Raw genomic sequence first — 12,399 nt, forward strand, 5'->3', positions numbered from 1 at the left:
TTAATCTATCCATCAAAGAAGTTGTTTTTGCATCAGTTTTTGTTGTATCTACTTTTGTTTCAGTTTTAGCTTCACTTTTTGTAGCATCAGTTTTTTCTATTTTGTCTGTATTTGTATCTTTTTTTACTTCTTTTACATTTGATTTTGTTTCTTGGATTAATCTATCCATCAAAGAAGTTGTTTTTGCATCAGTTTTTGTTGTATCTACTTTTGTTTCAGTTTTAGCTTCACTTTTTGTAGCATCAGTTTTTTCTATTTTGTCTGTATTTGTATCTTTTTTTACTTCTTTTACATTTGATTTTGTTTCTTGGATTAATCTATCCATCAAAGAAGTTGTTTTTGCATCAGTTTTTGTTGTATCTACTTTTGTTTCAGTTTTAGCTTCACTTTTTGTAGTATCAGTTTTTTCTATTTTGTCTGTATTTGTATCTTTTTTTATTTCTTTTATATTTGGTTTTGTCTCATTTTCAGCATTTTCAATATCATTTTTTGCTTTTGATAAGAATTTGTCAAATATAGATTCACCCTCTTTTTTTTGAGAATTATTTTGTGCAATTTTGGAAGTATTTGTGATTTCTGTTGATTTTGGAGTAGTGAAAAGTTCTAATTCATTGCTCATTCTTTATCCTTATAAGGAGTTATTATCTTAATAATTCTAATGTTTTCGTATCAATTGTTTTAGTAGTTGTAAAAGCGGAAACATTGGCTTCATAAGATCTCATAGCCTCTATTAAATCAACCATTTCTATAACAGGATTAATATTTGGATATGCAACATAACCATCTGCATTTGCATCTGGATGATCTGGTTCAAACTTCATAACAGGTTTATCTTTTGCTTCAACTATTTGTTTTATACCTACTCCACTTAAGTTTTTACTTGGAAGAGCAGACTGTTTATCTTGACTATCATTAGCTTTTAATTTTTCATTTTCACTTAATAACATCTCTTGAAAAACAACATTTTGTTTTTTATAAGGACCACCATCTGTAGAATGTGTAGTCTTAGCATTGGCAATATTCGCACTTACAACATTTATTCTTGTTCTTTGTGCACTCATTCCAGAGCTTGCTATATTATATCCATCAAAAAAACCCATTATAACTCCAATCCTAAACTTGCATTGCCATTACTTGTTTAAATCCTGCCATTGCTTTATTTTTAACTTCTAGTGCAAGTTTTAATGTCAATTCTGCTTCTTCTATTTTAGAAACAGCTTCTTGCAAGTTTTCTACTTTTCCAGTTGCAATGTTTTCCATTGCTTTGTATCCATCAACTTGAGTATTATTTACTTCGTTAACTGCATTTTTTAGCATTGAAGCAAATGATTCACCTTGATTTTCAGTTTCGTTTGTTTTTTGAACATTATTTTTATTAAAAACATTAGAAATGCCATTAATTCCTGAAATATCCATTTAATACTCCTCTAACTTGTCGTACTAGTATTTTTACTATTTGAGTCAGTTGTTGTTAACTCACTTAATAATTCATCAATTTTTTGCGTATGATATTTAAAATCCAACTCAGCTTTTTTATTATCAAGGTTAAACAAAAGTATTAACAATGATAACATTACATTTGACAATGTTTTAAAAAAAATTGTTGCAAAAATAATACCTAACACAATTTCCATGGGTGTAAATAAACTTACATTGAATAAAAAAAATAAAGATATACCAAAGAAACCAGTTGCTACATAAAATCGTAAAATTCCACTTGCAATAACTGTTTTTGAAAATCTTTCTATAATCACTTTTTATCCAAACTCTATTTATTTAATTTTTTTAGCAATGAACTAACAATAAACTCCAATTCCCTTGTAACTAGTTGATCTTCAAACTCATTTACAAATAATTTTCTCAATCTTCCAGTTGTAGAAATATTTTTAGAACTGCTTACATTACCCATATATTCTATCATAAAATTTGGATTTAATCTATTTTTGAGAGCTAGGTTCTGCAATGAATTAGTTATAGATTCCCCTATTTTATAGTTTTTTGTATGATTAAAAGATAACATAAGCGAACTTTTATCTTTGGAAAGCATTTTCATCAAAGCGTATACATCTGTTAAAGCACTAGGATCTGTTGTAGTTAAAGCTAAAATATTACCAGAAATTGATAAAAATTCCTTCACATATTCATTTAATCCAGCTCCTGTATCAATTAATACAATATCAAAAACTTCTATATCAATTACATCTTGTACAATTCGTGCTAACACTAAGCTATTTGAGTGTTTAGAATATTGATAGCCACTTTTACCAGCAATCAATGTGATATTTGGATATTTAGTTTGAATAAATACTTCTTTTAAATTAGCTTTACCATCAATATAATCAAAGAGAGTTAAAGTAGGTTTTACATCAAAAAGAACTTGCATATTTGCCAAGCCAATATCTGCATCAATTACCGCAACTTTTAACCCCCTTTTTGCTAATAAAGAGGCTATATTTGCAGTAAATGTTGACTTGCCAACTCCACCTTTTCCAGAAGTTATTGTTAATAATTTAGTATTAGAAGGATTAATCTTTTGTTTTCTTTTTGTAAGATTAATTAATTTATTTGCTTGTGTAGAAATAGTGTTAATCAATTTTTTTTCCTATTTAACACATGTATGATTCATAAAACAATCAATTAAAAATGATGAATTAGATACTACCAAATCATCAGGAACATTCTGCCCAATTGACATATAAGTGATAGATTTTTTAGTTTTGTGGGAAAAAGAGATTAAGTTTCCAAAACTTTTTGTTTCATCAAGTTTTGTAAAAGTCAAATAATCAATATTTAATCTTGAATAATTTGTATAAATATCCATTAAATCACTTTGTTTAACATTTGCAGGAAGAACTAATACTTTTTCAATTGGAAGTTCATCTACTTTTTTTTGAAATTCATTTATTAATTCTATTTTATCTATATCATATTGACTAGAACCTGCTGTATCAATGAAAATATAATTACAATCTTTTAACCTTAACAATGATTCTACTAAATCTTCTGGTTTTTTAACAATTTCTAAAGGTAGTCTCATTATGTTTGTATACGCTTGTAATTGTTCAATCGCACCAACTCTAAATGAATCAAGTGTTACAACACCAACTTTATAGTTTTCTCCTAATTTATAAGCATAACGAGCTGCTAATTTTGCTATGGTGGTTGTTTTACCAACTCCTGTAGGTCCTACCATCATCATTATTTTTCTTTGATGTTTTCTAAGTGGCACCTCATTTTTAATAGGAATTATTCTTCTTAATATTAATTTAAAAAAATCATTAATCTTATGGGGATTAGATTTCATAGCAACAGGTAATTGTTTAATTGTTTTTTTCATAATAGTATATGTCATCTCTTGATCAAATTCATTTGATTCAAATAAATTGTAAATATCCACAAATTCAGGTGGTATAGTTAAATCATAAAGTTGTGACTTAGGATCCCAAATTGATTTTTGAACTTGTTCTATTGCATCTTGCATTTTAAGAATTTCTTCTTTAAAATCATACACTTTTGCAGAGAAATCTTTATCTTTTAATTTACCATTACTTGTTATAATCTTTTTTGTAAAAGATGATGGTTTTTTATTCTTATTTACATCATAATCTTCTTCTAAAGCAACCACAACTTCATACATACTCTTTTTGCTATCTGGATCTGAGATTTTTTTTGTAGAAATTACTATTGCATCTTCTCCACACTCTTCTTGGGCTTTTCTCAAAGCCTTTGTTGGTGTTTCACCTAAAAATGATAGCATATTCATTTATCTCTTCCATCTTTGTAAATTTTTTCTACTTTTCCATTCTCTTTTCTTATTTTAATATATTCATCATTCTCATACATTATTTTACCAGGTGTTTCAATTTGTATTGAACCAAAACTAAATATAACTCTATTAGAATCTTCTTTTTTTAAGTCACTATGACAAATAATTTTATCTTTTTGTAAATACTTACTTGTAAAATATTTTCTTTCTTTTAATTCTTTTAAACTAATAGGCTTACAATCATCAGGTAATTTTTCTATTTGTAAAATAGCAACATTAGATGGAGTTAACGCACTTCTAAAAGGAATATCAACTTTTGCAATAATGACTTCATATGAAAAAAGTTTTAAAGTAAAAAGAAAAAATAGACAAAATAAACTAAACTTTAATTTCAACTATATTTCCTCCACTCTGACTTGTTAATTCTTCAACTATGTCTTTATACATTTGTTGAATTGGAAGAACAATTGAAGCTAATTTAGCATTTAATAAATGTAGTTCTTTTAACTCTTCTTCTAAACTATCTACATCATTTCTATAGGCATTAATATCAACACCTTCTTGCATTTTATTAACTAACTCTTCATTTAATTTTTTTCTTAATTCAATTATTTCATTCATATACTCTTGTTTGTTATCATTTCTATCTAAAAGTTTTTCATGATGAGCAGCTTTTATATCTTCAATATCACTATTTATTAAATCTTTCATCTTATTAACTAAAGAACTCATTTCATCTGTAATATTTTTAATCATGTTATTGCCTAATTTAACTATTTTTTTTACTCAAAAAATCATACAACATATCACTAATACCCATTCCACCTGCAACATCATTTGAAACAGCATCAGTGTACATTCCTTTAATTATGTCAGAACCTGCACCCTCTCCAGCTATAGGAGAAGACTTTAAAGAAACATCCATAATTTCTTTTAAAAAAAATGATTCAAAATTATCACATACTTCTTTTAACTTTTTATCATTTAAATTTTTAGTATTTACATTATCAAATTTTTTTTGGTTTAATGTTGATACATCAACATTATTTGTTAAATCCATCATTGTTCCAACCTATCAAAGAAATTTTCTTTTTCTAATATATTCTTTTGTTCCGTTGCAGAAACAAATCTTATTTCAACTCTTCTATTTTCAACTGCATTTTCACTTTTGGGTCTATAAGAACTGTATGCGGAAACTTTCAATTGAGAAGGATCAATACGATTTTTAATTAATTCTTTTACAACTGAAATAGCTCTTAGTGCAGAAATATCCCAACCATCTCTTGGTATAGTATCACTTTTGAAATTACTTCTATCTGTATATCCTATTATTTCTATATCAAATGTTTGAGGCATAGTTCTAATTACCCTTGCAATTTTAGAAATAAAATTCTTTGCTGACCTATTTGACAAGTTATATTCTCCTTCATTAAACATAATTGAAGAAGGAATATCTAAGGTAAACTCATTATTACCCTCAGTAATTTGTACTTGCTCACTTTGAGTTGAAACTTGTTCATTAATCTCTTGAGCAATTTGACTCATCTCATCGGCAGCTGCTGCTGTATCTTGTGCATTACTATCTGCATCATTTGATGCCTCTTTTGAGGTATTAGTTGATTCATCTCTTTTTACTGTATCTTGTGTTTGATCTAAAAAGCCCATAGCTTTTCTCATTATATCAAAATACTCTTCTACTTTCTTTTTATCCATCACGGCCATAGACAATAAAAGAATAAAAAAAGTAAGTAACAAAGACATTAAATCACCAAATTGTACTAACCAACCTGGCAAACATTTTGGGCAATCAGGACACTTTTTTTCAGCCATTATTATACTTTATCATTGAGGTGATTCAACTAAGATTGCATTTAATTTCATCTTTATATTACCAATTGACTCTTCTGCTGCAATCATTGAAGTACCAGTAATTATTACTTCGCATGCTGTTACTTCAGTTTTATGTTTCTGATCTAATTTTGACTCAATTAATCCAGCTATTAAAGTACCAATTAATGCACCATACAGTGTTGTAATCAAGGCAACTGCCATTGCAGGACCAACTGCTGCAGGATCAGAAAGGTTAGCAAGCATAGCAACAAGACCAACAAGTGTTCCAATCATACCCATAGAACCTGCGGTTCCACCAATATTTGAAAAAACACCTATTAATGAAGTATGTCTTTTATCCATATGCTCTAACTTTAGCTCTAACAAAGGTACTAATACATCAGGCTTAGTACCATCTACAAGCAATTGAAATGCCTCTTTAAAAAAAGCATTTGATTCACTTAAAACTTTTTGTTCTATTTGCATAACACCATGTTTTTTTACTTCAGTTGCATAAAAAATGATTTTTTCAATCAATTCAGGAAGTGGCTCAACTTTCGATTCATTCATAGCAATTTTAAATCCAGCACCAACTCTTTTTAATTCACTTGGTTGAAATTGCCCTGCAGTTACAGCAATAGTTCCCCCAAATACAATGGCAACAGAAGGGATATCAATGTATGGACCAAAGCCAACTCCCCCTAATATAATTGCAAGAGCAATTAGAGCCCAACCAGCAGCTAATCCTCCAACCGTAGTTTTATCCATATCTTATCCTAATCCTAATTGACTTAATCGTGATGAATCATTTCCAATATTCTTAATTTTTAAACCAAATTTCCCTTCAACAATAACTGCTTCACCTTCTCCAATTTTAATTCCATTTACCAAAATATCTAATGGTTCATTTACCATTTGTTCTAATTCTATAATCTCACCAACATCCCATTTTAAGATGTCTTTTAACAAAAATAATTTTGTTCCAAGTCTAACACTCAGTTTTAATTTTATGTCAAAAAGAAGTTTAAGATTTTTTGAGGATTCATCAGATAATAAAGAATCAATATTACCAGAAGTAGGTAAAGATGAATAATTTTGAGAAGAACTATTTTCATCACTTGAAGTACTGCTTGTCTCTTTTCCTGTTATTTCTGAAAGAAAAGGAAGTATAACATCATCAAAAGATATAATAACTTCAGATATTTTATTATCTAAATTCAGTTTAAAGGAATAAGTATTTTCATCATTATTTTTTCCATTACATTCAATGATTTTTGAACCAAGAACTTCATGCTTAAGTCCTGAGATATCAGGAAAACCTTGAGCATTAACTGATGTTGAAATACTTCCACATATATTAGAGACTATCTCATTTATTGCATCTGTTATTTCATCATCAATGTGTTCTTTTAAATCTCCTGTTCCACCAAGCATTAAATATTCAAATCTTGCGGCACTAGAAGTTGGAATAAAAAAGTTCCAAGTTGATGAAGTATTTTTAAATTCAAATTTAACATCAATCTCAACACATTGAGAAGAATCAACTTTTGAAAAGTCAGCTTTTTCAACATTTTCACATTTGGTCGATTGAGAGAGCAATTGTTCCAGAGTATTAGATAGCTCATCTCTTAAAATATTTGATAAATCTGATGCCAAAGCTAAACCTTAATTAATTATTTTTATCTAAATTATCTACTAACTCATGTAAATGAGCTTTTACTTTCATCATATCTTCTGTTGGATATTTAAATTCAGCATTACCTCTTGTAACTTTTACAAAAAAGTCTTGTGTATCTTTATTGTAACCAAATTTTACATTATCCAAAACAACTTCATTTATCTTTTCGCTTTGCTCGTTTGTTTTGGCATTTTTATATTTTTCATCAGGAACAATCTTATCTTTTTCATCAACTTCTTGTACTTTCTGAATCTTAACATCATAATTTGCTTTTGCAGCGTCGATTTCAGGTAATCTACCAATTTCCATAGCTTCTCCTTTATCAATTCATTTTAAAATATTATATCTAAAAAAATTTAAATTAATAAAAAATTAGAGACTTTCTAAAAATTTATCAAATCCTTCTATCTTAAAATCTATCATATCATCTAAATAAGGCTTTAAAAAAAATTGTTTAGCACTACTTATTTTTAACTCTTGAATTAATTGTACACCTGTTAAGAAATCTGCACCACTATCTTTTAGTAAACCTTTTATTAAAGAGATTTGAACAGAGGCATCGTTGTATCTATTATCATCTAAATAAGAAGCAACTACCAAATACATAGTATATTTATCTTCAAGTTTATACTCACTTTGTAAAGTTTCAATAAGGTTTAAGGCCTTTTTAGGATAACCATCATGCAATAGTTTTAAAGCTTTAGTTCTTAAGTAAGTTGGTGTAATATTGCTTTGCATACTAAAGTCTGCTTTATTAAATAATCCCAAAGCTTTTAATAAATCAACATAATATTGAGTAATTAATATTGAACCATCAAGAAAATTATTATTTATTTTTAAAGGAACAGTATCTTGTAATCTTGAAAAATAAGTAAAATCATTTTCATTTTCTCGTTTTATAACTTCTTTTAGTAAAAAAGTAAGTGGTTCTTTAAAATTATCTTTTATTAATGGATCATCTAAAGTTGCAGTACCTTCATTAAACTTAGGTAAGAAATTTAAAGCTTTATAAAAAATCGTTTTTGCATAGTGTTTTGGTTCTGTTGAAGTTCCAATCTTATCATTAATTATTAAATTATAAATTTTTTGCCCAAAATATTGATACATTCCTTTTTTCAATTTAATATTTGTATCTAAATAATCCTTGTCAGCAATTGTAGTATTAGAACGGATTGCAGTTATTAGTGTCATTGCAGAATATAATTTATTCCCAGGATTAAGTTTGGTTGCCTGTTCAAAGTATTTTAAGGCATTGTAAAAATCATCTATTTGGGCATAAGATAATGCTAAGTTATAATAAATATATGACTTGGTATCTTTATTTAACATTTTTTTTAGTTCAGCAACTTTTTGTATTGGATCTTTTTTTATAAGTTTTAAAAATGAAGCATTATAAGAAATCATATCATCTAAATTATCTAAACTACTTTTATCTTTAAATATAAAACCTTTTGTAGAGTCATACATAATTTCTTCATTATCTGAGAAAATATATGGTGCAAAATAATAAATAAAATCAATCTTTCTATTTAAATCAAATTTTGTAATAAATTTAAAATACTCATCTGGTGTATATTTATTTTTATTAAAAAACATTTTAAGTTCTAACTCTTTATTAGCTTCAAATGATGACTTTCTTGCTTGTATCAAATCTAAGTTATCATTTAGTTTTTCTAAGTTATTTGATTTTAAATTACTAAAAACCATAAACCATAATATTTTATCTTTTTTATCCAAATTAACATTATTTTCATAAGCTTTTCTTAGTAACAAGTCAGCTTTTTCATAATCTTTTAACTTAATTAACAATAAGCCTTTTTTAAAATCAGAAGCATAATCCATTGTATCTAAAAGAGAGAGTGCCATTTTATAATCTTTTAAAATTATAAAAGTATCAGCAATCAATCTTTTAGCATGTTCTGATAAATCTTTTTTTGTTTTAGCCAATTGAATAATTTTCTTTAAAAATTTTTGATTATCTGAAATTAAATATAAATAATAACAAGCAGACATATAAGAATAAGTATCTTCAGTAATAGCAGCATCATGAGAATAAATTCTTTCTAAATATACTTTTGCATTATGAATAGAATTCAACTTATAATATGCAATTCCTATATTTAAATATGATGGTATTTTTAAGAATTTAGAAGTATCTTTTAAAATATCTATAGCTTTTAAATATTCACCTTTTTCTAAAAGAAGAACAGCATTATTAAATTCTACTTGTTGAGATAATGTTTTCTGATTTTTTTTTAAATCCTTATATTTAAACAAAACATCAGGTTGTGATTCTAATTTTGAGATATCTTCATCTGCAAATAAGTTAAATTGAAAAATAATAATTAGGAAAAAAAGCAAACCCTTTTTTCTAGTAATAGCTAATTTAATAACAGGCTCCTATTAAATCATAGTATTAACTTGAGCATAGAGCTCTTCTGACCTCTTCTTAAGTTTATCAAGTTGATGTTTTAAGTCATTATTTTCAAGTTTTGCAGCTCTTAAATCATTTCTTGCAACAGAAAGATTATTTTCTGTATTTTTTATTGCATCATCTTGTGCAATAACTTGTTTATTATATCTTTCCATCAATTGCGTATATTTATTTTTTTCTTCTTCTAAAACATTCTTTTCTTCATTAATTTTTACATATAATGATTTATATACATTTGTTGTAGAAAAATAGTATAAAAGCATTACTAATAAAAACAAAATCAATAAAAAATTTTCCAAATTTACCCTCTTTAAAAAATAGATAGAGAAATCTATCTATTTTATTTATTATCGTTTTAACTGAATCAGTGTTGTTAGCAGTGCATCTGCCGTTGTAATTGATTTAGCATTTGCCTCAAATGCTCTTTGAAATACCATTAAGTTTACTAAACTTTCACTTAAATTTGCGGTACTTAACTCTAGGTTTTTACCTAAAATAGTAGCTGTTCTATCATTATTTATATTAAATGTTGGTTCACCACTTTGAGTAGTTTTTGCCAAAAGGTTATCTCCCATTGGATCTAATCCTCTTTCATTATTAAACAATGCAATAGAAACTTGTCCAATAGCAAACTCTGCTCCATCTTGTTTCATTATAATTAAACCTGCATCATTAACTGAAAACTCACCAAAACCGGAATCTGATATGCCAAGGGTATCAAGCCTCAATTGTAAAGAATCTTGAGAAGAAGTTTGATCAAGGGTAGTTTTGATCTCTAAAAACTCTGCACCTGTACCTTTACGACCAGAAGCATCAGCATTTTTGTCAATACCACCTGCAAGTTTATTTATAGTTAAATTAGCTGGATAAACTGCACCACCTGAAGTTTGCTCAATAATTAAACTTCCATTAACAACAATTGCATTATATGGAGTTGAAACTGTTCTTCCACTAGCATTAGTCGCGGTATTCTTAGCAAATAAGTCATTTAGTTTTCCAGCAAGAGTATCTAAGTCTCTAGGTGAATTTATACTTCCTCCTGTAGCACTTATTCCACTTATAACAGTACCATCACCTAAAGTTATAGCTGGAATAGTTATAGAAAAACTAGTTTGCCCATTTGCCAAAATAGCATCAGTTCCTGAAAAAGTATAATTTGTCCCACTAGCTGCTGTAGTATAAGTTGCTCCATTAGCAAATAATTCCGTACTAAATTCTACATCATACTCTCTTGCCTCAATAACAAGTGATCCATTGATATTTTTAGCTGTAAAGTATTTATTAAAATTAGCAACTGAAACTGATGAACCTGAAGTAAGATTTGAAATAACACTATCTATATCTGTTGTTGGGTCAACACTAATTGCAGAACCGAAATTAATAGTTTTTTCTAAATCTTTATCATACACACTAAAATCAAAAGTATATGAATCTGAACCATTAAGATTTAACTCTTCCATTGTGAAAACATCTCTTTGATTACCACTAATAGCTTTAGCTAAAGCTTCTCTAGCACTTTGTAAACCACCAAGACCAGTACCTTTTTGAACATTTGTTGCACTTGTTGTTTCATTAAAAGACCCATAAACATAAGAACCAGAATACTCTCCAACTTCAGTAATCTTAAATTCTTTTCCAGGAACCATTGACTCAATTTCTATCATTCCATGTAATACATCCAAGTCTTTTGTAGATTTTGTAAAAGTATCAAATGATTCAAAAGAATCTATAGCACTACCAGTTTCTGTAGTTCCAGTAATATCTTGATCAGTAACCGTATAAGCTACAAATCCAGTTTGATCAGAAATTTTATCAGCTAGTGCTTTATATGTCGCTATTTGACTTGCTTCAACTTCTGTTAACATTCTACTTCCATCATCAGACATTCTTGCAGGTTTAGACTCATACTTTTGTTCTATCTTTGAACCATCGATATAGACATATATAGTGTCTGATTCTTTACTTAAATCAGTTCCAAGAAAATTGATTTGTGTTTTTTGAGCAATAGCACTTTGAGAAGGACCATCAGGATTAGCTTGATATTCAGTTAATGCATCTGAATAATTTTTAATCAATGCTTTTACATCATCTACTTTTGAACCCTCACTCTTAAGTCCATACCCAGAATAAACAGTAGATACATCACCTTTTACAGTTTGAGTATAGTCTGTAGCTTTTGCAGTATATGTTTCAACTGATTTATTAAGATTTATTATTTTTGATGTTAAAAGTTCTGTGTATGCACTCGTAAAAACATTAATATTAGGGTTAGTTGATAATCTATCTTGTTCGGTAATAGCACTCATTGCCCAACCTTGAACTTCATTCCCTGCGGCATCTTGCAAAGTACCATTATCACCCATTCTAAAGTTACCAGCTCTTGTATAATAAGTTTCACTAGTACCAGTTGAGCTTTTATTACTTACAGTAAAAAAACCACTTCCTGATAATGCCATATCAAAATTAACTCCTGTAGATTTAAATCCACCTTGAGTATAAAGTTTTTCAGCATCTAGAACTTTAGCACCTTTTCCTATTTTGTCTTGATACATTTGGTCAGCAAAAGAGATTCTTGATGATTTGTAACCTATTGTATTAACATTCGCAATATTATGTGACTCATTGTCTAAAGCTTTTTGTTGTGCTGATAGACCTGAAATTCCTGTCCATAGTGCTCCAATCATGGCTTAT

The 12,399-nt window shown here is 27.9% G+C and carries 16 protein-coding genes; all 16 read right to left on the bottom strand.

Features of this window, described 5'->3' with window-relative positions:
- Positions 1-619: hypothetical protein (locus CRU95_RS12135; RefSeq protein WP_164969782.1), on the bottom strand; the 619-nt coding region annotated here is incomplete at its 3' end.
- Positions 620-641: 22 nt separating this feature from the next.
- Positions 642-1,100: a flagellar basal body rod protein FlgC gene (gene flgC / locus CRU95_RS12140; protein ID WP_129101383.1), complete on the bottom strand. Its 459-nt coding sequence runs from the start codon at positions 1,098-1,100 to the stop codon at positions 642-644.
- Positions 1,101-1,113: 13 nt separating this feature from the next.
- Complete coding sequence (gene fliE / locus CRU95_RS12145) at positions 1,114-1,416, bottom strand: flagellar hook-basal body complex protein FliE (RefSeq protein WP_129101384.1); 303 nt, start codon at positions 1,414-1,416, stop codon at positions 1,114-1,116.
- Between the two features lie 11 nt (positions 1,417-1,427).
- Positions 1,428-1,754, bottom strand: a complete 327-nt coding sequence (locus CRU95_RS12150) for a hypothetical protein (RefSeq protein WP_129101385.1) — start codon at positions 1,752-1,754, stop codon at positions 1,428-1,430.
- A gap of 14 nt (positions 1,755-1,768) precedes the next feature.
- Positions 1,769-2,593, bottom strand: a complete 825-nt coding sequence (locus CRU95_RS12155) for an AAA family ATPase (protein ID WP_129101386.1) — start codon at positions 2,591-2,593, stop codon at positions 1,769-1,771.
- A gap of 9 nt (positions 2,594-2,602) precedes the next feature.
- Complete coding sequence (gene flhF / locus CRU95_RS12160) at positions 2,603-3,763, bottom strand: flagellar biosynthesis protein FlhF (RefSeq protein ID WP_129101387.1); 1,161 nt, start codon at positions 3,761-3,763, stop codon at positions 2,603-2,605.
- Positions 3,760-4,161 carry a hypothetical protein gene (locus CRU95_RS12165; protein WP_129101388.1) on the bottom strand — a complete coding sequence of 134 codons (402 nt, stop codon included), beginning with the start codon at positions 4,159-4,161 and terminating at the stop codon, positions 3,760-3,762. The genes flhF and CRU95_RS12165 overlap by 4 nt, the downstream gene beginning before the upstream one ends.
- Positions 4,145-4,522, bottom strand: a complete 378-nt coding sequence (locus tag CRU95_RS12170; protein ID WP_129101389.1) for a hypothetical protein — start codon at positions 4,520-4,522, stop codon at positions 4,145-4,147. The genes CRU95_RS12165 and CRU95_RS12170 overlap by 17 nt, the downstream gene beginning before the upstream one ends.
- 13 nt (positions 4,523-4,535) lie before the next feature.
- On the bottom strand, positions 4,536-4,829 hold the full coding sequence (locus tag CRU95_RS12175) for a rod-binding protein (RefSeq protein WP_129101390.1): 294 nt from the start codon (positions 4,827-4,829) through the stop codon (positions 4,536-4,538).
- Positions 4,826-5,596, bottom strand: coding sequence for a flagellar motor protein MotB (locus CRU95_RS12180; protein ID WP_129101391.1), 771 nt, complete (start codon positions 5,594-5,596; stop codon positions 4,826-4,828). The genes CRU95_RS12175 and CRU95_RS12180 overlap by 4 nt, the downstream gene beginning before the upstream one ends.
- Positions 5,597-5,608: 12 nt before the next feature.
- On the bottom strand, positions 5,609-6,364 hold the full coding sequence (locus CRU95_RS12185) for a motility protein A (RefSeq protein ID WP_129101392.1): 756 nt from the start codon (positions 6,362-6,364) through the stop codon (positions 5,609-5,611).
- A gap of 3 nt (positions 6,365-6,367) precedes the next feature.
- Entirely contained in the window at positions 6,368-7,252 is an 885-nt protein-coding gene (locus tag CRU95_RS12190; RefSeq protein ID WP_129101393.1) for a FliM/FliN family flagellar motor switch protein, read from the bottom strand.
- Positions 7,253-7,265: 13 nt separating this feature from the next.
- The gene (locus tag CRU95_RS12195) at positions 7,266-7,583 is read right to left on the bottom strand and encodes a flagellin (RefSeq protein ID WP_129101394.1); all 318 of its coding nucleotides are present in this window, start codon (positions 7,581-7,583) and stop codon (positions 7,266-7,268) included.
- A 63-nt stretch (positions 7,584-7,646) separates the two neighbouring features.
- Positions 7,647-9,635, bottom strand: a complete 1,989-nt coding sequence (locus CRU95_RS12200) for a tetratricopeptide repeat protein (protein ID WP_258238707.1) — start codon at positions 9,633-9,635, stop codon at positions 7,647-7,649.
- A gap of 42 nt (positions 9,636-9,677) precedes the next feature.
- Positions 9,678-10,007, bottom strand: coding sequence for a hypothetical protein (locus CRU95_RS12205; RefSeq protein WP_129101395.1), 330 nt, complete (start codon positions 10,005-10,007; stop codon positions 9,678-9,680).
- Positions 10,008-10,055: 48 nt separating this feature from the next.
- On the bottom strand, positions 10,056-12,392 hold the full coding sequence (locus CRU95_RS12210; protein WP_164969783.1) for a flagellar hook-basal body complex protein: 2,337 nt from the start codon (positions 12,390-12,392) through the stop codon (positions 10,056-10,058).
- Positions 12,393-12,399: the final 7 nt, after the last annotated feature.

It is taken from the genome of Arcobacter sp. F2176, assembly GCF_004116465.1.
Lineage (GTDB): Bacteria > Campylobacterota > Campylobacteria > Campylobacterales > Arcobacteraceae > Arcobacter > Arcobacter siniprincipis.

Bases quoted from the DNA above. Each gene is read 5' to 3' on its own strand.
- CRU95_RS12210 (WP_164969783.1), bottom strand. From the start codon at position 12,392: ATGATTGGAGCACTATGGACAGGAATTTCAGGTCTATCAGCACAACAA.
- CRU95_RS12175 (WP_129101390.1), bottom strand. From the start codon at position 4,829: ATGATGGATTTAACAAATAATGTTGATGTATCAACATTAAACCAAAAA.
- CRU95_RS12195 (WP_129101394.1), bottom strand. From the start codon at position 7,583: ATGGAAATTGGTAGATTACCTGAAATCGACGCTGCAAAAGCAAATTAT.
- CRU95_RS12170 (WP_129101389.1), bottom strand. From the start codon at position 4,522: ATGATTAAAAATATTACAGATGAAATGAGTTCTTTAGTTAATAAGATG.
- CRU95_RS12185 (WP_129101392.1), bottom strand. From the start codon at position 6,364: ATGGATAAAACTACGGTTGGAGGATTAGCTGCTGGTTGGGCTCTAATT.
- flhF (WP_129101387.1), bottom strand. From the start codon at position 3,763: ATGAATATGCTATCATTTTTAGGTGAAACACCAACAAAGGCTTTGAGA.
- flgC (WP_129101383.1), bottom strand. From the start codon at position 1,100: ATGGGTTTTTTTGATGGATATAATATAGCAAGCTCTGGAATGAGTGCA.
- CRU95_RS12180 (WP_129101391.1), bottom strand. From the start codon at position 5,596: ATGGCTGAAAAAAAGTGTCCTGATTGCCCAAAATGTTTGCCAGGTTGG.
- fliE (WP_129101384.1), bottom strand. From the start codon at position 1,416: ATGGATATTTCAGGAATTAATGGCATTTCTAATGTTTTTAATAAAAAT.